The sequence below is a fragment of the Corynebacterium sp. genome, from assembly GCF_030530965.1.
Lineage (GTDB): Bacteria > Actinomycetota > Actinomycetes > Mycobacteriales > Mycobacteriaceae > Corynebacterium.
Genome location: NZ_JAUMTY010000044.1, coordinates 1 through 18,771, shown reverse-complemented (window position 1 = coordinate 18,771; position 18,771 = coordinate 1). Strand labels below are relative to the sequence as shown.

Below are 18,771 nucleotides of genomic sequence, written 5' to 3'. Positions count from 1 at the left end.
GCGAAGAAGCCATGCCGACAGTATAACGAACCCGCTTATTCTCGTTTCCGGGTTCTTTGGGAGATTTTCGTGTTCTTTCCGGGTTCTTTATGGGATTTTTCGGGTGAAAATTACGGGTACGACGTAGGTGCTGTAGTTTTCCGCAGCGCTCACGAGTTACCTGCAGCGCTACAGCACTTTTGTTATGCGCAGAGTCCGATGGTGATGAGAATGACGGCGAGCAGAGGGAGTGACCCCTGCTTGACGGCTGCACTGCGGTTGTCGGGCGACCACACCCACAAAACGAGCGCCGCAGCAAGCATCGACCCCACGCCGGCGAGGGCTAAAGCACCGCCGACGGCCGTCGCTCCGGCGACCAAGAAACCGAGGGCCACGAACACCTCGAGGGCGAGAAATAGATTATAAAAACCCTGGTTAAACGCTAGTTCTTTTGTGGATACTGCTTCGTCTTCACTCATCCCGAATACTGATCGCGCGCGAGAACCAGTCCACGCCACCGACTCTAAATAAAAGATGAACACATGAAGGAGGGCCGCAAGAGCAGCAACAACTGCACCTAAGAAGATCATGAGTGGATACTCTACTTAACGTCCCTAGCTACGTGTCTGCAGATGTGGCGGGGCTGTCGTCATACACACCAACAACCCCACTAACACAACCAAATTTCACGCTGAGCCGCCCACCATAAACACCGTGACCAACTAAATATGAGGACGCCCCTTCTCCGTGACCGTGAGGAGGACCATTGAAGAAAATAGCGCGGTTATCGTTAGGCCGCTACGAGGTAATTCGCTGCGCGATCTGTCATCGCGCCGGTCGCCTTCATAAAGTCGGCAACAGTCGCTGAAGCTCTGAGTGGAAGGTTTGCAATTGGCGTCGCACCCATCGGCTTATCTTCTGCCTCTGTTGTGAAAACAGTCTGCCATTGAATGTTGTCTCCAACTGGCATGCATAGGTAGACGCGGTCCGCGGTGCCAATCTGATTAAGAACATCGCTGAGGATATCGTCCGGGAGTGCGACAACAGCGATAATATCCCCTGTTGAGGCGTACCCATTATCGAAAATATGGACATACTCGGAATGGGTGATTAGTTCTTTTTCGACCGCGTCGACGATATGGCGACGGGTTAGCATCTTGTTTCCATTGCGATCTTGTCGCGTGCGCACCCATATGTCTGGATATGCGTCGTCAGCCGCGCGGACACAGCGTTCGTGAAATTCTTCGGTCTCAATCGAATCTTGTGAGACGTCGAGTAGCAGTGCAAGAGCGGATTTCACGTCATTACGCGCTTCGGCAAGAGTGTTACCCGAACCGTATGCGGATTGGGTAACCCCATAGGCTTCCCACTGCGGATCCTGGTTTTCGGAGCAACGGAAGACAACTGGTTGAATTGTGGTCATTTGTCCCGAATCCCCCCTTTTAACTAGTCCCATCACTGGGCTGTTTCGTGATTTTAAGACTAGTCGGCCAGTGGGACATGCCTCGTACTGTTCCTGAGTGGGCGTCCCCCGCGCCCACTGTCAAGAAAGCCTCAGCGTGGTCTGGGCACGTCGTTGCCCACTACTCCGCTTACCTCACTACTTCAGTTCCTTAGAGCTCAGTCCCAGCTCACGGCGGGCAACAACCAACTGCTGGATCTGCTGCGTTCCCTCGAAGATGTCCAGAATCTTGGAATCGCGCCCCCACTTTTCCAGCAGTTCGCGTTCGGAGTAGCCCCACGGCCCAGCCAATTCCACGGCCTTGAGCGTGACATGGGTACCGACGCGCCCTGCCTTCGCCTTCGCAATCGACGCTTCCTTGGTGTTGGGCTTCTTATTGTCCGCCATCCACGCCGCACGCAGCGTCAACAGGTACGCGGCTTCCCAGTCGCTCTCCAAGTCCAGATATTCCGCGACGGCAGCCGACTGAGCATACTTCGGCTTGTCATAATCAATGACCTCACCAGCGTCTTCCAGCACCTCACGGAGCTTTTCCAACGCACCACGGGCACATCCGACAGCCATCGCCGCAACCAGCGGACGCGTGTTGTCGAACGTCGCCATCGCTCCGGCGAAGCCCTTCTTCGTGCTCACCTCTGGCGAACCCAACAGGTTCTCCTTCGGAACGCGCACATTATCCAGGCGCAATACCGCGGTATCCGACGCCTTAATACCTAGCTTGTGCTCCAAACGTTCCACGGTGAAGCCGTCGGCTGACTTCGGAACGACGAACGACTTGATAGCCGCGCGACCTTTGGACTTATCCACACTCGCCCACACGACGACGTGGTCGGAGCGCTCGCCGGCCGTCACGAAGATCTTTTCACCGTTAATGATGTACTCGTCGCCGTCGAGAGTTGCTGTTGTTGACACAGCAGCGGAGTCCGAGCCGAAACCAGGCTCGGTGATGGCCATCGACGCCCACACCTTGCCAATGCGCTCCAACTGCTCATCCGTCGCAACGGCCGCGATGGCGGAGTTTCCGAGGCCCTGGTACGGGATGGACAGCGTGAGGGCCACATCGCCCCAGCACAGCTCCAACACGTTTAGCACCGCGGCCATATTTCCGCCATTGCGGATGCCGTCGGACTTTTTCTTCTTATCTCCACGACCACCCGACGCGCCTGCCATTCCGCGGCCAGCGTCGGCCATGCCTTCTACCATGCTGGCCATGGTGTCCAGTTCGACGGGGCGCTCGTGCTCGGCGAGGTCGTACTTGCGGGAAATGGGTCGGAAGATTTCGGCGGCCGCCTGGTGGCCAGGGTTCGCACCCTTCTTCAAGAAGCCAGGAAGTTCTAGGTTAATCATGATTGTGTCCCTCCGGGGTCACATAAAAGCGTTCAACGCTGCGGGTTTTATTCGGTTGACAACATCGTGTTCATGTGTGCGTGCATCGCGGGCCAAGTGCCAGCTCACGCCGGCTCTGGCTGTCCGTTTACAGAACGATCGTTCCTTCAGCGACGCCGATTGCACGCAGATCCCTGTACCACCGCTCCACGGGATGCTCCTTGGTGTAACCATGACCACCCAGCAACTGGACTCCGTCTGACCCGATCGCCATGCCCTTCTCGGCCGCCAGGTCACGGGCCAGAGCTGCCTCGCGGTGGAACGTCAGTCCCTGGTCCGCGCGGGAACAACCACGCAGCGCGACCAAACGCATGCCATCGAGTTCAATGCGGATATTCGCCACCGCGAACGCCACCGCCTGACGGTGAGAAATCGGTTCACCAAACGCCTGACGCTCGTTGACGTACGGCTTCACATAGTCCAGCACCGCCGAACATGCCCCCACAGCCAACGCGGCCCATCCCAACCGGGACCGTCGAATAATGTTCCGGTAGTCGCTCTCCCTGTCCTCGGCAGAACGATCCGCCCCACCAAGAATGTTCGACGCGGGAACACGCACGTCGTTCAAAAGCAGCCGTCCCAATCCTGCCGCGCGCAATCCCATGCTCGGGTCGGGCTCAATCACGACGCCATCAGCATCGGATTCGACGATAACCAGCGTCGGAGCGTCGTCAAGCATGGTGGCGACGACGAACAGTTCGCAGTTACCAGCGTCGGGAACCAGGGCCTTGACGCCTTCGATCACCACGTCATCGCCCTCGCGGCGAGCAGTCGTCGACAAGGAGAAAGGATCGAACAGCGGCTGTGGCTCGGCGACGGACACCGCGGAGATCGGAATGTCCTCGCCCGCGAACGCCGGCAAATACGTGCGCTGCTGCTCGTCCGAGCCGTACGCGGTCAAGGTCGCGGCGACACCGGCCGGGGCCATCACGGAGAGGGCAATGCCCGGATCCGCGTGGGCCAGCGCCTCAGTGACGAGGAAATTCGTGGTGAGATTGGACCCGGTGGCGATTCCCTCGAATTCCTCCGGCACGTTCACCATAGAAATGCCCAGGCCGAGCGCCTCTTTGCGGAGGTCCTCGGAGACTGCTGCCGCTTCGTCGGCATCGTGGGCCGCCGGGCTAATGCGTTTCTCGGCGAAATCCTTGATCGTCTCGACGATCATCTCCTGGTCCTCATCGGGCGTGAGGTCCCACACGATCTTCTTGGATTCCGCAGCCTTTTCCTCGGCCTCGGCGTCGGGTTTTTCGTCGCCAATCTTCTTATCGTCCCCCAAGCCGAGGAAGGGGAGGCGGATCGGGGACTGCCCGCTGGTGACCCGCTTAAATTCGCGGGTGGCCGCGCCGAGAGACTTCATGCCTGTCTTCGTCGACTCATAGGCAATGCGGTCGATGCGTTCATTGAGGCCATACTTTGCGGCGAAATCGGAGCCGGTCACTCGCGTCAACAGGCGCATCGCCGTGCCCATCGCGTCCCGCTTAATGCTATTTTTCCCGACGGTTGAGTCGTTGCCGTCAGAGTTCTTGCCGCGGGATTTTGCAGCGTTGTTGCGGGCGCCTGCCGCGGAGCCAGAGCCATTGTCGCGTTCATTCGTTGAAGACATTAAAGGCCTTTCGGTCGTTCGTATCGGCCACGCACCGGTCGACGATGCATTGCCAGGAAGCTTACATAAGCATAACGCACGAGTTCGTGATCGGTATCACAATTACGAAAGAAAACCGACAAAGCCACGATCAGGGCCCCACTGAAAGCGAGCTCACGAGAAAAGCCCCAGGTGAGTACTCACCCAGGGCAACGACACGCGGATTACAACGCGAGGATTACGGCACGCTACTTACCGCTTCACCTATTACCGCTCCGGCTTCACCAACGGGAACAGCACGGTCTCCCGAATCCCCAACCCGGTTAATGCCATCAGCAAGCGGTCAATGCCCATTCCGGTTCCCGCCGTCGGGGGCATTCCCTGCTCCATCGCCTGAAGGAAGTCCTCGTCCAGGACCATGGCTTCGTCATCGCCACCAGCAGCTAAACGGGCCTGGTCCTCAAAGCGCTGACGCTGGATCACGGGGTCGATCAACTCGGAATAACCCGTCGCCAACTCGAAACCGCGGACATAAAGATCCCACTTTTCGGTCACACCGGGCTTCGACCGGTGATCGCGCGTCAACGGGGACGTCTCGACCGGGAAGTTACGGACGAACACCGGCCCATCCAGTTGGTCAGCACACAGCTCTTCCCAGATTTCCTCGACGAATTTCCCGTGGCCCCATCCGGTACCCGGTTCCACACCGATCGTCTCCGCGATGGCCTTCAATTCGTCGACGGTCGAATGAATGGTCACCTCGGGCTGGCCTGGGAACTTGCGCTGCAAAGCCTCGTTCAAGCTGTCGTACATGTCCAGCTTCGGCCACTCGCCGCCAAAGTCGTAGGTGGAACCGTCGGCAAGAGTGACAACCAGCGAATCCGGGTCCTGCTCCGGGTCCCAGTTGTCGTGAACCAGCTTGTTGACGGCGCGCGCGCAGTGCTGGATCAGGCCCTGCGTGGAGGCGGCGTTATCGTCATACGTCGCGTAGGCCTGATAGGTTTCCAACATGGCGAACTCCGGGCTGTGGGAGGAGTCGATCCCCTCGTTCCGGAAATTCCTGTTGACCTCGAAAACCTTCTCAATACCGCCGACGACGCAGCGCTTGAGGTACAGCTCCGGCGCAATGCGCAGATAAAGATCCATGTCTAGAGCGTTGGAATGCGTCACAAACGGACGCGCGGCCGCGCCACCATGCAACGTCTGCAGCATGGGAGTCTCGACCTCAAGGAAGCCCAGGCCCTGGAGGTATTCACGCACAGCGCGCACGACGGTCACGCGGGTGATCATCATGCGGCGGGCGTCGTCCCGCATAATCAGATCGGTGTAGCGGTAGCGGATGCGGGTGTCCTCATTCATGTCGGCGAAGGATACGGGCAGGGGGCGCAGCGCTTTCGACGCCAATGTCCAGGTCGATGCGAACACCGACAGCTCGCCGCGGCGCGACGACACCACGCGACCACGAATGGACACGAAGTCGCCCATATCGACGTCGGACTTCCAGCGTTTGAGGGCGTCCTCCCCCACCTCGGCGAGCGATAGCATCGCCTGGAGCTGCGTCCCGTCCCCCTCTTGCAGCGTGGCGAAACACAGCTTGCCGGTATTGCGCATGAAAATCACACGCCCGGCCACGGCCACCTCAGTGTCCGTTTCATCACCGATACCTAAATAACGACGAACGGTGCCGTCGGCACGTTGTTCGGTGGTCCCCGCTTTGCCTTCATCGACGACGAAGGCGTCGCGAATTTGTTTCAGCGTGTGGGTGCGCTCGACGTCGACTGGGTACGGCGCAGTTCCCTCGGAGAGCAACCGCTCCCTTTTTGCCTTGCGAACTTTAACTTGCTCTGGGACATCCTGGTTTTTCGTCGCTTTACTCACGCGATAAAGAGTAGCTGACCTTGCCTCACAGGCAACCGGTGGGCCGTCCCTAGCGGGCTTTGCGTGCGATGGTGGGCTTAGTGGGCTTAGTGGGGGACGGTGGTGTCGTCGGCTGTCTCAGGGCTGTCGGCGGGAAGCTCCCCCAACATGACGCCGGTGTTATCGATCAACCGCACGCCTCCGACTTTCGCGGCGACGAGCAGTCGCCCCTCCCCATTCTCGGGAGCCGGCCCCAAGTCTTTCCCGCGAACGACGGCGTAGAGCACATCAATGCCTTCGCCCTCCATGATCCGCCGTGCTTCCGCCTCGACAGCGCGAGCGCCATCTTTTGCTTTGTATAGCGCAGCGGTCATCGCGGCCGAGATCGCCGTCGCGGTGACGCGGGCCTCGGGATCCAGGCGAACGTTACGCGACGAGAGCGCCAGCCCATCATGTTCCCGCACGATCGGCACCCCATGCACCGTGACCTCCATGTTGAGGTCCGTGACCAGCTGCTGAATGATCACCAGCTGCTGATAATCCTTCTCCCCCATCACGATATCCGTGGCGTGGGATAGATTGAGCAACTTGGAGACCACCGTGGCCACACCGACAAAGTGCCCATCGCGATCCCCCTCGAGCCCCTCAGCGACGGGCCCAGGGTGGACCATCGTCCGAGTCCCGTGAGGGTACATGTCCTCAGCCTTAGGCGTGAACGCGAGGGACACACCTTCCTCACGAAGGATATCCAGGTCACGCTGCAGCGTCACGGGGTATTTTTCGAAGTCATCGGGGTTATCGAACTGCGCCGGATTCACAAAAATTGACGACGCCACCACGGCCCCGGGAAGTCTGTGCGCTGCACGGAGGAGAGCGCGGTGCCCCGCGTGCAGAGCTCCCATGGTGGGGACAAGAACAATACGCTTCCCGGTTTTACGCAACGCCCTCGTCGTTGCCGCGAATGTCTCAGCGGAATCATGAACACGCAGCTCGCCGGCCGCAAACCCGGGATTCGTCGGTGTAGACATGGTGGGTTATTACTTCTCGCTATTCTTCTTCAGCTGTTCAAGTAAAGATGCGACGGTGACGTTTTGGCTTGAGTCTCCGTTATCTGCCCGACGCCGACGGCCGCCCGACGATGAATCCTGTGGCCCTTCGTGACGACCTCGCAGGTCGGGGGTGTTCGACGAACTTGCCGACGAGCCATAATTCTGGCTCCCCGTGAACATGCCCTCGTGCGGAGAGCGGCCACCCGCCTGGCTAACAGATGCAGGTGCGGACCCTGAGCTGGGTGATTGCGCCCGGAAACCGCCCGTAGTTGGGGCGTGGGTGCGGTCATAGGACGGCGCCGAGGAGCGGCCCGAACCGAACGCCGCGAAGGAACCTGTATCGGGATCCGTGTTTCGACGAGATCCGCCCGTGGTGCTGCCGCTTTGTGTGGTGCTTCGACTCTGCGTGGAATTGGCGTTCGGGTTAGGTCCGCGATGAGAACCAACATATGGCGTCGATTCTGTTCGAGACGGTTGCGGCTGCGACGATCCAGACGCAGGCTGGGCCGAGGATGCTGGCGACGAACCCGAGCCGAATGCAAAGAATTGCGAGTTGTCACGGTCTGCGCCACGGTACACCGCGCTTCCCTGGGGCGCGCTCGACCGCTGGTTGTTCTGAGCCGCGCGGTCAGGCTGCTGTTGGGTTGGCTGTTGTTGCTGCGTCCGAGACTGCTGTGGCCGCTGTTGCTGTGAAGGCTGAGATGCCCGCTGCTGCGATGCCCCGTACCCGGTCGACCGCTGCGCCTGTGGGTTCGATTTCTTCTCCACAGAAGGCAACACCGTGGTTTGATCCGCGGAGTATCCCGAGCCTGAACGGCGCGATGGCTGAGCGGTCCACTTCACTGCATTGAATGAACCCGTGCGCAGGGAATTATCACCCTGCTGTGTGGAGGTCGAATCGGCTGCTCGTGATCCAGACGAGGACTGGTTCGTGCGCCCCGGCTGAGCGGCCGCCGTGTTCCCAGCCCCCGATGGCTTCCCAGCACTTCGCGTTTGCCCAGCTCCACCACGGTTCTGCCCACGCTTACCCGATGGCGTGTGCGACGCCGGCACAGATGACGTCCGGGACGTCGACCCACTCGTGCGCGCTTCCGTCGTCGATGATGAATCTTTGCTGTCGCGTTCCAATTCCAGAATGCGCTGCGCCTCGGCCTTGAGGGCGGTGCGCTCGGTGTCCAGATCGGTGCCCATCATGGCGGACAGGTTTTCCCGAAGCACGGTGAGTTCCGCGCGAATATCGGCCAGCGTGTTCTGCTCTTGTTCCTGCAGCGAGTCGTAGTAGTTCTGCTCCAGGATGAGTTCTTGCTCGCGGTGGGTGGCCAGCTCACGCTCGAGCTCCGCCTGGTGCAGGCGCTCAAGGTTATCGGTGTCCCGCTGCTGGTTATCCACCTGTTTCCGCAGCCGCGCTACAGCAATACACCCGACGATGGCGGCCCAGAGGGCACACAGAACAGCGATTTTTGTCCATGTTTCACTGTCCGTAAAGAGCATGAGGATCGTCGCAACAACGGCAAAGACCAGCATGACGACGATGGCCGCGAAGGAAAACTTCCCGCTACCACCTGTGTTGGCGTGCGGGTAATCGTCGCGATAATCAGGCGACTGGTCGTCATAGTGTCCCTGGTTGTTGGAGCTGTCGTAACCATCGTGGGATTGCTGTGGGCCGGTCATGAACTCCACACTACATTGCTAGACTGCGTATCTTCATCGTTTGGTGGGGGTGCCCCGCAACAACGCTCCAACCATAAACCCGATGCGGCAACGAGAATGGCGGCAATTAGTCCGACGATGACGGCGGGAGTGTCCTCCCGGGCGGCGATCAGCCGGCTGTAATTGATCCACAGGTAGACGGCGATACCCGCGTACGATCCTGCGCAAATGGACCCGAACCACGCTGTGGACGTTCCCATCACGAAGCATCGGGCGATGGTGAGCGGGTGTATTTGTGATCGATCTTGCCCGACTTCGTTATCGGCGATGCGCTTCCTGATGATGAATCCCGCGATCGTGCAGATGACTGCGAGCACGATCAGGATGACGGGGAGCGTCAGGTTGAACCCCGGTATGGAGCCGTAAAAACGCCAGACCAGCATGAACGCGCCGAACCCGACGATGAGTGCGGTGGCCACAAGGTAGGTGGGTTTGGTGGAGGTCATTGCGGTTTCACCTCTTCTACCTCGCGGGAATCCAGGTTATCCAGCAGGGACGCAATACTCTGCCGCCCTAACCGGGCGTGGGGTTCCACTTCCAACCACGGCTTGAGCACGAAGGCACGTTGGTGTGCCCACGGGTGCGGAAGCGTGAGGTCGTCGGTGTCGTAGTGTTCTTCGGCCCCGTTGTTAATGCTGGTGATGAGGTCAATATCGAGGGTCCTTGGCCCCCAATGAACCTCGCGCGTGCGGTGCGCCTCACGTTCGAGTTCGTGCGCGTCGTCGAGAATGTCGTGGGGTGTTTTCATGGTTTCGACGACGGCGACGGAGTTTATGAAGTCGTCCTGCTCGACGCCGCCCCAGGCTGGTGTCGCGTACAGCGAGGACGTGGCGATAAGGCGGTAGTCCGCGCTGGTCTCAAACCAGTGCATGGCACGTTCCACTCGTTGGCGCGGCGTGATCCCGTCGGCAGTGATGTTGGAGCCGAAGGATAGGACGACGTGGCGGAGGTCTTTTCTGCTTCGACGTGCGACGACGGCGACGTCGGAGAAGGGGTGTGGGATGGGCGCGTCGGGTTTGTGGATGGTGACTTCGACGGCGTGGACCCGGTTGTTGAGGATGAGGGTGTCGGCGATCTCGCTGGCGACGGTTTCGATGAGGTCGCGGCTGGGCCCGCCGACGGTGGCGTGGATGAGGTCGGCGATGTCGGCGTAACTGATCGTGTGCGTGAGGTCGTCGGTGGCGACGGCCTGTCGGAAGTCGGTCCACACGGTGACGTCGGTGAGAAACCGCTGGCCATCGCGTTTTTCGTGCGGGAATACCCCGTGGTGCCCGTACACCTCGACGCCTGTGAGTTCTATTCGGTCAGCCACGTCGTGCTCTCCATCCTTGGGGTACGTCGGGTCCGTGGGCGGTGGCCCAGGCGTGGGCGACTTTGACGGCGTCCACGTTGGGGCGCACGTTGTGTACGCGGACGGCCCACGCCCCCTGGCTGGCGGCCAGTGCGCTGACGGCTGCGGTGGCTGCGTCGGCGTCGGCGGGAGCGGTGGGGATGCCGTCGGATCCGGCGATGAGGCTGGTCAGGAAACGTTTTCGGGAAACTCCGATGAGCACAGGGTATCCGAGCTCGGTGAGTTGGTCGAGGCCGTGCAACAGCGACCAGTTGCCGAGCGCCGATTTGGCGAACCCGATTCCGGGGTCGATGATGATTCTTCCCTTGTCGACGCCGTGCTCGCTGGCGTACGTGGCGCGCTGACGAAGGAACTCGACGACGCGTTGGACGAACTGCGGTCCGTGGTCGGCGCCCTGGTTGGCTCCGGCTGCACCGTGGGAGTCGGCGTCGCCGAAGCGGTCGGTTTCCCAGTGCATGAGGCACAGGTATGCGCCGGTATCCGCAGCGACGCGGATCATGTCCGGGTCGGCCAGCCCTCCGGATACGTCGTTGATGAGCGTCGCCCCTGCTTGGACGGCTTGTCGGGCGACAGTGGCGCGCATGGTATCGACGGAGAGCATGACGTCGTCGTTCGCGAGGGCTTCGACGACGGGGATGACGCGTTGAAGTTCGGTCTGCTCGGTGACGCGGACGGCACCGGGCCGGGTGGATTCGCCGCCGATGTCGATGATGGTGGCTCCGTCGCGGATCATGTCGCGGGCGTGGGTGACGGCAATGTCGGGGCGCGTGAGGTCGGTGGGAAGCCATTGGCCGCCGTCGGAGAAGGAGTCGTCGGTGATGTTAAGGACACCCATCACGTGTGTGCGCGGTGCATCCATGATGTTTGTTTGGCTCCTTCCGCCTGTTGTGGTGCGTGTGCTCCGACGCTGGCGAGTTATCCGCGGATGAGGCTGAGTACTTCGGCGCGGCTGGCGGGGTTCGTTTGGAACCCACCCCGGACCGCGGACGTAGTGGTTGTCGCCCCGGGTTTGCGGATACCTCGCATCGCCATACACAGGTGTTCACATTCGATGACGACGATGACCGCCTGCGGTTGGAGGCGCTTCACCATGGCGTCCGCGACCTGCTTGGTCAGGCGTTCTTGCACTTGTGGTCGTTTGGCGTAGAGGTCAACCAGCCGGGCCAGTTTGGAGAGTCCGGTGACTTTCCCCGATTTCCCCGGAATGTACCCGATGTGGGCTTTCCCGTAGAACGGCACCAGGTGGTGTTCACAGGTGGAGTACACGGGAATGTCCCGGACGAGCACGAGTTCGCGGTGATCTTCGTTGAAGGTCTTGGTGAGAACTTCTGACGGGTCCTGGTGGAGGCCGGCGAAGATTTCTTCGTAGGCTCGTGCGACGCGCTCGGGGGTGTCAACGAGTCCTTCGCGATCGGGGTCTTCCCCCACGGCGATTAACAGGTCGCGGACGGCTGCCCGCGCCCGTTCATGGTCGACGGCCATTAGTGGTCACCGTCTTCACGGCGGTTGCCTTGCTCGGACGAACCGTTGTGATCGGACCATTTGTAGCCAGAGGCGTCGTGGTTGTGCCCGTCGTCGCTCGAGTTCTGTTCCCCGGTGCTGTGGCGCCCATCGTCCCACGGGTGGTCTGGACGCTCATTCTCCGGGAATCGGAAACCGTGGAGCCCGTTATCAGCGGGTTCACTTGGTTGGCCGACGCCGTAGTTCTGCATTCCTGGGTGCTGACCCGGTTGCCCTGCTGTGGTGCCGCGGTTTTCAGCAGAGTGGCGGGCACCTGCCTGATGAGCACCAGGGGTCTGGGACTCACCTGATTCCGAGTACCGGGGGGCACGATCGGATGGTGGCCATCCCGGGGCGGTCCATCCGGCGGGCGGTGGGGTTCCACCGTAGACGGGTGTTCCATCGTCATTGGTGGAGCCCGGTGTCTGCTGGTTCGTTGACGTTCCGGCTGGGTAGCTCCCGTAATTCGACGATCCATTATTGCGAGGTATGACCGTCGTTTGGCCTTCATATCCAGCGTTGGAGTTGCCATTCGCACCAGTCGTGGCATCGTTCGCCGACCAGCCTCGGGCGTCGGAGCCCTGCGCACCCGAACCCTGCGCGCCAGGTCCCTGCTGGACCGAGCCTTGTTGGCCAGCACCCCCTGCGTTATTAGTGCTACCAGCATTTACCGACTGAGCGTTCGCCTGGTTGGCAGCGGATTCGCGTTCACGTCGTGCCTGCCGAGAGGCCTCAAGGAAATCGTGCCGCTTAGGTGGCTCTTCGCCACGTTCACGTGCTAATTCCACGGGGGTCTTGACGGGATCCTTGTCATCCTTCGGGTGGAGGACGTCTTCATTCGTGAAGATTTCCAGCCGCTCGCGCGGTTTCACATTCGTAAAGATCGCTTCAAGGTCAGGGCGGCGCAGAGTTTCTTTCTCCAGCAACTTCTGGGCCAAGAGGTCGAAGGTTTCGCGGTTTTCTTTCAGAATCGCATAGGCCTCGTCGTGGGCTTTTTCAATGAGGTAGCGCACCTGTTTGTCAATGGTCGCCGCGACATCATCGGAGTACTCCAGCTTTCCGCCACTTCCCCGCCCGGAGAAGGGGTCGCCTTGTTCCTCACCGTATTTCACGGCTCCGAGGTCGGGGCTCATGCCGTATTCGGTCACCATGGCACGGGCGATTTTCGTGGCCTGCTCGATATCCGCGGAGGCCCCCGTCGTCGGGTTACCGAAAATGAGCTCTTCACCGGACCTACCGCCCATAGCGAAGACTAACCGCGCGAAAAGCTCTGCTCGGTTGTACATTTCTTTGTCGTCTTCGCTGGCGGTCATGGCATGGCCACCTGTCCGCCCGCGGGCCAGAATGGTCACCTTGTACACGCGTTCGATATCTTTCATCGCCCACGCGGCAAGCGTGTGCCCACCTTCGTGATAGGCGGTGACTTTCTTCTCGTGCTCGGAGATAATCTTCGAGCTTCGACGCGGTCCACCGACAACGCGGTCGGTCGCCTCTTCGAGTGCGTCGGCGGTGATGATATTGCCGTTCACACGCGCGGTAAGGAGCGCTGCTTCGTTGAGCACATTGGCCAGGTCCGCACCGGACATACCGGCGGTTCGCTTAGCCAACGAGTTGAGGTCCACGTCCGGGCCCAAGGGCTTGTTCTTGGCGTGAACACGGAGAATCTGCTCACGGCCTGCAAGATCGGGGTTTGTCACCGGAATCTGCCGGTCAAAACGCCCCGGGCGCAGCAGCGCGGGATCCAGAATGTCCGGCCGGTTCGTCGCAGCGATCAGGATGACACCTTGGCGGTCACCGAAGCCATCCATTTCGACCAGCAACTGGTTCAGCGTTTGCTCGCGCTCGTCGTGGCCACCACCCATTCCCGAGCCGCGTTGACGCCCGACGGCGTCGATCTCGTCGATAAAGATGATGCACGGCGAGTTCTCTTTGGCCTGTGTGAACAGGTCACGAACGCGGGATGCACCCACACCGACGAACATTTCGACGAAGTCTGAACCGGAGATGGAATAGAAAGGTACGCCGGCTTCACCCGCGACCGCGCGGGCCAGCAGGGTTTTACCGGTACCGGGAGGTCCATAGAGCAGAACGCCACGCGGGATTTTCGCACCGAGGCGTTCATACCGTTCCGGCCCTTGGAGGAAGTCACGAATTTCGGTGAGTTCCTCGACGGCTTCTTCTTCACCAGCGACGTCGCCGAAGTTGGTTTTCGGCATGTCCTTGGTCAGTTCTTTGGCCTTGGATTTACCGAAGCCGAACATGCCACCCATGCCGGATCCGCCCTGCATGCGGGAGAAGAAGAACATGATCAACAGGAAGAAGAGGATCATGGGGCCAAGGACGGCGAGCATCTGGCCCAGCCATGAATCCTGCGTCACCTTGGTTGTGTAGCTCTCAGGATTGGATTTCTGAACCGCGTCGAAAACCTGATCCGACGCCCTGGCCGGGTATTTCGCTATGACTTTGTCGACGTCCTTGTGGTCACCCTCGTCAATTTTCTTCTTCAGGTCTAGCTGGAGCTGTTGTTCCCTGTCGTTGATTTGGGCTTTTTTGACGTTGCCGTCTTTGAGCTGCTTCAGGGCGACGGAGGTATCGACATCTTGATACCCGCGCGTCGAGCTAGAGAACACCGAGAAAGCGAAAATCCCGAGCATGATGATAGCGATGACCGTCGCTATGCGCATGACTTTCTTGCGGTCCATGGAACCTCTCATTGGGAAAAATATGAATACCTGTCGTCGCAGGTACGGTGGCGATTGCTACCAGGGTAGTCGAACCCTAGGACACGTCGGCCAGACAGGCGTTCGCTGTGCGCGAACAGTGCGGATTCGTCCGCCACTCACCTGTTCCGACCTCAACGTCCTCCGGGTTACGCGTCCTCCGGCGTCGACATCGTCGTGTTCAGTTGTCCGTGTGTTTGTCCTGGGCTATTTTTCGTAGACCTGGGGTTTCAACGTCCCTACCCACGGGATGTCACGATAGCGCTCGGCATAATCCAACCCATATCCGACGACGAACTCGTTGGGAATATCAAAGCCGACGTCGAAAAGATCAATGTCCACTTTGATGGCCTCGGGTTTGCGGAGGAGCGTGACAATGCGCAGCGAGTTAGGCTTCCGGCTCTTCAAGTTCTTGATGAGCCAGTGCAGCGTTAACCCGGAGTCAATGACGTCCTCAATGATGACGACGTTGCGCCCGTGGATATCACGGTCGAGGTCTTTCAGAATGCGTACGACGCCCGATGAGCTGGTGGCATTGCCGTAGGACGAGACGGCCATGAACTCTAGCTGCGTCGGGATGCTCATCTGCCGGGAAATGTCGGTGATGAAGTACACCGCGCCTTTGAGCACACACACCAGGATGAGGTCGTCGTCCTCATCGGCGTAGGTTTCGGAGAGGCGATCGGCCATCTCTGCGATGCGGTTATGGAGTTGCTCTTCGGTGATGAGGACGTGGTCAACATCGTCGCCATAGCCGTGTTCGGGGACGGGGACGGGTTGATGGGATTGCATCATTAGCTCTCGATCATGTGGCGTTGTTGTCTGTGTGGTCCGTAAATATATGGTCGCTTATAGGCGCTCGTCTGGCAATTTTCGCTGAACACTAACGGTCATGCGTAGCCTCCGCGGTCAGCTGTAGTTCATCGTGACGACGAACGACGAGCAAGCGTCCAGGCGGGGCGGGCGTGCGCGCCCAAGGAATGGCGACTCCCCCCTGCCCATGCCATTGTGTGGCCAGCGCATCGATCGCGGTGACGTGTGCCCTGGTCAGCGGCCCGGCGCGGTGATGAAGCCACTGTTTAATAATTCTCCCGCGCAACGCGTGCGGTTGACGTAGATACGTGGCGATGTCCAGGCCGGTGCTGTCGGAGCTGCCCGGGTTATCTACAGAGGCGCCGTGGCACTCACATTCTTTGAGGGCGTCGGCGGCCTGCTGTGCCAGGTAGTCGTCGTCAGTGCGGGTCATGGCCGCGGTGGCAATGGCATTATCGACGGCAGCCTCCCCCAAAACGGAGCGAATTTGCGGGATGAGCTGCGTGCGGACCCGTGATCGGAGGTTATCCCCGGACGTATTGGTGGGATCGTGCCACGGTGTGATGCCTAGTTCCGCGCACGCTCCGATGGTGTTCTCTCGCCGAACAGAAAGCAACGGACGCCCGAGCGCTGTGGCTCCGGCGTCAACGACGGGATGATGGAAGAGAATTGGTGGCATTCCTGCGATGCTTCCTAGTCCGGCACCTCGCGCCAACCCAAGGAGTAGGGATTCTGCCTGGTCATCGCCGGTGTGCGCCACAAGAACAGGAAGACCACCACGAGCGTTCGCTACCTGACCTAAGGCGCGGTAGCGTTCTTCTCTCGCAGCGGCTTCGGTAGCCTCGCGAGGGCTCACTCTTACCACCTGAGAGCTCGCACCTAGGGCCTGGCACACGTGCGCGGCTCGCGTCGCTACGTCGGCTGAACCCGCTTGGAGTCCGTGATCGATAACCACGGCGTGGACTCTCCAGCCTTGCTTGACCGCACAGCCCACTAAAGATAAGGAATCAGCACCACCGGAACATCCAATGAGGCACGAAAACCCAATTTCATCGGCCTCAGATTGCTCCGCCGCTGTCAGCCGGGAACTCCAGGTTGTGTGCCACTCTTCGAGCGCATGGCGGATGCGCAGCACATGGGGTCCGGGTTTGGTTGAGGGTGGCGAATAAGACGGCGTGGGTTCGCCACTCTGATTCACGCTGCAGTTCGAGTTCATGGCGGTATTCGTCACGGCGCGTTCCCTATGACGACATCCTCAATGCGGACGCAAGATCATCCAAGGCAGAACGGGCAGGCTCAATATCCGAGCCATTCGACATAAACGCGAAGGTCAAGACGCGGCCTTGCTGGTTCATCACCGTTCCGACCAGCGCAGACACACCGTCCAAGGTTCCTGTCTTCGCGCGAACCCATCCTGCTCCGGGCCCCGACGATGATCCGGGAGTGAACCGGCCGGCCAGGGTCCCGTTACCGCCGGCAACCGGCAGCCCGTCGAGAATGGGCCGGAGATCATGGCTTTGGCTATCTGCCGAGGACGAACCCGAATCGCCCCCGTTGGTCACCGGAGATGAGGCCTTGACCATGATGCGGTCGAGAAGGCGCGGTGTAATGCGGTTATCCGGGCTCATTCCCGAATTGTCTTTGAGGACCACGCTCTCGAGGGGGAAACCGTGCTGGGAAAGAACCTCTTTCGTCGCGGACGTCGCGCCCTCGAAGGTCAAGGGCTTGCCTTCTTTCTTCGCGATTTCTCGACCGATCGCCTCCGCCTCCATGTTGTCGGAATTCACGAGCATGTCGTGGATCCTGATGTCTAGCGGGGCCGATTCCACAGCGCCGAGTTCGCCATCCTCGGTATCCACGGATTTCTTGGACACGGACACTCCCTGGGAGTTGTCGTCTCCTCCGCCCGAGTTGACCGCCTCGCCATTGGATTCGTCAGCTTCACCAGAGTCGCCAGAATCGCCACCATTGTCAGCGCCGTTACCGTCGTCGGAACTGCTGCTAGAAAGCCCCACGGCATTAGCCAGTGCTTGTCCGGCGACCAACGCAGGATTGTCTGTTCGCGGGGAATCGGCGTCGCTGGGATCCTGCCGTCCCCCGTTGAGCATGACAGAGTCCACGGAAGTCACGTTGCCGCCAGAGATATCCCCGCGGCTCCACGTCGAATTAAAGGTATCGCCCTGGCCGGCACGTGAATTATCAACCACCACGCTCGTCACCGGCTGGCCGCCCATGTTCTTCTTCACTTGGTTCGCCAAGTCCTGAATCGTTGGGGCGTTGGTATAAAACGCGTTGTCTTTCGACGCAGCGAGCGTCACGTCACCGCCACCAACCAGCACGATCTGCCCGGGCTTCGTGCCACGTTTCACCACCGTGCGAACTCGATCCTTCGGGCCAAGAGTTAACAACGCAGCCGCCGTCGTCATCATTTTTGTTGACGACGCCGGAACCATCGCGGTGGACGAATTCTTCTCCCACAACGTCTTCCCGGTGGACGCGTCGGTCACCTGGCCAGCCAACTGACCCAAAGCACCATTGGACGCCGGCCCCTGGAGGGCTTTCGTGATGTCGGGAATAGGGGCATCCGCGTTCGGCCCAGACACGGAGACGCCACTATCGGCTGGCCCCGCCGGGTTGGCCGATGTGTATGCGTTGCGCTGCTGGTACATGACCACAGCCCCAACGATCACCGCCGCCACCACGATAATGGTGAGCACGGTGAGGACAGAAGAGACAGCGGAACGTCGAAAAGAGCCAGTACGAACGGCCGTCGACCCACCAGAGTTCTTCTTACCTTTTTTCACGGTGGTGAGTTTAGCGGAGACCCCGGACACAACGCGGAACACTTCACCTTCGAGCCTGATGCGCGGCGACGGAAAAGTAGAAAGAAAGGCAGAAATGCGCCGGTTCTCCAGCGTGGCACCCCCGGTTGCGCGGCGGTTCAGTACAGTAGGACCTATGAGTATTGAAGTTACGATCGAAATCCCGAAGGGTTCACGCAACAAGTACGAAGTCGATCACGAAACGGGCAAGGTCTACCTGGACCGGTACCTCTTCACCCCCATGGCTTACCCCGCCGACTACGGCTTTATTGATCACACGCTCGGTGAGGATGGCGATCCGCTCGATGCGCTGGTCATTCTTCCTGAGCCGGTATTCCCCGGCGTGATCGTTGAGGCCCGCCCGGTCGGTGTTTTCAAGATGACCGACGAAGCAGGTGGCGACGACAAGCTGCTCTGCGTCATCGACGATGTCCGCTACGAGCGGTACCAAGACATCAACGACGTCGAGGATCACATTAAGGACGAGGTGGAGCACTTCTTCGTCCACTACAAGGACCTGGAGCCGAACAAGGAAGTCAG

The 18,771-nt window shown here is 60.1% G+C and carries 16 protein-coding genes; 1 reads left to right on the top strand and 15 read right to left on the bottom strand.

What is annotated here, in order from left to right; genetic code table 11:
• Nucleotides 1–182 precede the first annotated feature (182 nt).
• The 15 genes from Q3981_RS08295 to dacB form a co-directional block, all read right to left on the bottom strand.
• Nucleotides 183–569 (bottom strand): DUF1304 domain-containing protein, encoded by a 387-nt coding sequence (locus Q3981_RS08295; RefSeq protein WP_204087432.1) that lies wholly within the window; start codon nucleotides 567–569, stop codon nucleotides 183–185.
• A 200-nt stretch (nucleotides 570–769) separates the two neighbouring features.
• Complete coding sequence (locus tag Q3981_RS08290; RefSeq protein WP_303125194.1) at nucleotides 770–1,402, bottom strand: hypothetical protein; 633 nt, start codon at nucleotides 1,400–1,402, stop codon at nucleotides 770–772.
• Between the two features lie 177 nt (nucleotides 1,403–1,579).
• The gene (locus tag Q3981_RS08285) at nucleotides 1,580–2,788 is read right to left on the bottom strand and encodes an acyl-CoA dehydrogenase family protein (protein WP_303125190.1); all 1,209 of its coding nucleotides are present in this window, start codon (nucleotides 2,786–2,788) and stop codon (nucleotides 1,580–1,582) included.
• A 127-nt stretch (nucleotides 2,789–2,915) separates the two neighbouring features.
• Nucleotides 2,916–4,430 carry an acyl-CoA dehydrogenase family protein gene (locus Q3981_RS08280; RefSeq protein WP_303125188.1) on the bottom strand — a complete coding sequence of 505 codons (1,515 nt, stop codon included), beginning with the start codon at nucleotides 4,428–4,430 and terminating at the stop codon, nucleotides 2,916–2,918.
• A gap of 246 nt (nucleotides 4,431–4,676) precedes the next feature.
• A complete protein-coding gene (gene lysS, locus Q3981_RS08275; protein WP_303125187.1) occupies nucleotides 4,677–6,287 on the bottom strand; it encodes a lysine--tRNA ligase in 1,611 nt (536 codons plus the stop codon).
• A gap of 86 nt (nucleotides 6,288–6,373) precedes the next feature.
• Complete coding sequence (gene panC, locus Q3981_RS08270) at nucleotides 6,374–7,294, bottom strand: pantoate--beta-alanine ligase (protein ID WP_303125185.1); 921 nt, start codon at nucleotides 7,292–7,294, stop codon at nucleotides 6,374–6,376.
• A 9-nt stretch (nucleotides 7,295–7,303) separates the two neighbouring features.
• Nucleotides 7,304–8,986, bottom strand: a complete 1,683-nt coding sequence (locus Q3981_RS08265) for a DUF6779 domain-containing protein (protein WP_303125183.1) — start codon at nucleotides 8,984–8,986, stop codon at nucleotides 7,304–7,306.
• Complete coding sequence (locus tag Q3981_RS08260; RefSeq protein WP_303125182.1) at nucleotides 8,983–9,471, bottom strand: DUF3180 domain-containing protein; 489 nt, start codon at nucleotides 9,469–9,471, stop codon at nucleotides 8,983–8,985. The genes Q3981_RS08265 and Q3981_RS08260 overlap by 4 nt, the downstream gene beginning before the upstream one ends.
• On the bottom strand, nucleotides 9,468–10,337 hold the full coding sequence (gene folB, locus Q3981_RS10455; protein WP_368410102.1) for a dihydroneopterin aldolase: 870 nt from the start codon (nucleotides 10,335–10,337) through the stop codon (nucleotides 9,468–9,470). The genes Q3981_RS08260 and folB overlap by 4 nt, the downstream gene beginning before the upstream one ends.
• Nucleotides 10,330–11,235: a dihydropteroate synthase gene (gene folP / locus Q3981_RS08245; protein ID WP_303125180.1), complete on the bottom strand. Its 906-nt coding sequence runs from the start codon at nucleotides 11,233–11,235 to the stop codon at nucleotides 10,330–10,332. The genes folB and folP overlap by 8 nt, the downstream gene beginning before the upstream one ends.
• 56 nt (nucleotides 11,236–11,291) lie before the next feature.
• The gene (gene folE, locus Q3981_RS08240; RefSeq protein WP_046202699.1) at nucleotides 11,292–11,858 is read right to left on the bottom strand and encodes a GTP cyclohydrolase I FolE; all 567 of its coding nucleotides are present in this window, start codon (nucleotides 11,856–11,858) and stop codon (nucleotides 11,292–11,294) included.
• A complete protein-coding gene (gene ftsH / locus Q3981_RS08235) occupies nucleotides 11,858–14,578 on the bottom strand; it encodes an ATP-dependent zinc metalloprotease FtsH (RefSeq protein ID WP_303125177.1) in 2,721 nt (906 codons plus the stop codon). The genes folE and ftsH overlap by 1 nt, the downstream gene beginning before the upstream one ends.
• 225 nt (nucleotides 14,579–14,803) lie before the next feature.
• Nucleotides 14,804–15,388, bottom strand: coding sequence for a hypoxanthine phosphoribosyltransferase (hpt, locus tag Q3981_RS08230; protein ID WP_041629538.1), 585 nt, complete (start codon nucleotides 15,386–15,388; stop codon nucleotides 14,804–14,806).
• 91 nt (nucleotides 15,389–15,479) lie between these two features.
• Complete coding sequence (gene tilS, locus Q3981_RS08225; protein ID WP_303125203.1) at nucleotides 15,480–16,625, bottom strand: tRNA lysidine(34) synthetase TilS; 1,146 nt, start codon at nucleotides 16,623–16,625, stop codon at nucleotides 15,480–15,482.
• Nucleotides 16,626–16,650: 25 nt separating this feature from the next.
• Nucleotides 16,651–18,213, bottom strand: a complete 1,563-nt coding sequence (gene dacB / locus Q3981_RS08220; RefSeq protein WP_303125175.1) for a D-alanyl-D-alanine carboxypeptidase/D-alanyl-D-alanine-endopeptidase — start codon at nucleotides 18,211–18,213, stop codon at nucleotides 16,651–16,653.
• Between the two features lie 154 nt (nucleotides 18,214–18,367).
• On the opposite strand from dacB, the gene Q3981_RS08215 reads away from it, so the two are divergent.
• Nucleotides 18,368–18,771 (top strand): inorganic diphosphatase (locus Q3981_RS08215; RefSeq protein ID WP_303125173.1); only part of this gene is annotated, 404 nt, incomplete at its 3' end.

Bases quoted from the DNA above. Each gene is read 5' to 3' on its own strand.
- hpt (WP_041629538.1), bottom strand. From the start codon at position 15,388: ATGCAATCCCATCAACCCGTCCCCGTCCCCGAACACGGCTATGGCGAC.
- Q3981_RS08265 (WP_303125183.1), bottom strand. From the start codon at position 8,986: ATGACCGGCCCACAGCAATCCCACGATGGTTACGACAGCTCCAACAAC.
- Q3981_RS08285 (WP_303125190.1), bottom strand. From the start codon at position 2,788: ATGATTAACCTAGAACTTCCTGGCTTCTTGAAGAAGGGTGCGAACCCT.
- folP (WP_303125180.1), bottom strand. From the start codon at position 11,235: ATGGATGCACCGCGCACACACGTGATGGGTGTCCTTAACATCACCGAC.
- Q3981_RS08280 (WP_303125188.1), bottom strand. From the start codon at position 4,430: ATGTCTTCAACGAATGAACGCGACAATGGCTCTGGCTCCGCGGCAGGC.
- Q3981_RS08295 (WP_204087432.1), bottom strand. From the start codon at position 569: ATGATCTTCTTAGGTGCAGTTGTTGCTGCTCTTGCGGCCCTCCTTCAT.
- Q3981_RS08290 (WP_303125194.1), bottom strand. From the start codon at position 1,402: ATGACCACAATTCAACCAGTTGTCTTCCGTTGCTCCGAAAACCAGGAT.
- Q3981_RS08260 (WP_303125182.1), bottom strand. From the start codon at position 9,471: ATGACCTCCACCAAACCCACCTACCTTGTGGCCACCGCACTCATCGTC.
- folE (WP_046202699.1), bottom strand. From the start codon at position 11,858: ATGGCCGTCGACCATGAACGGGCGCGGGCAGCCGTCCGCGACCTGTTA.
- tilS (WP_303125203.1), bottom strand. From the start codon at position 16,625: ATGAACTCGAACTGCAGCGTGAATCAGAGTGGCGAACCCACGCCGTCT.
- panC (WP_303125185.1), bottom strand. From the start codon at position 7,294: ATGTCTACACCGACGAATCCCGGGTTTGCGGCCGGCGAGCTGCGTGTT.
- ftsH (WP_303125177.1), bottom strand. From the start codon at position 14,578: ATGGACCGCAAGAAAGTCATGCGCATAGCGACGGTCATCGCTATCATC.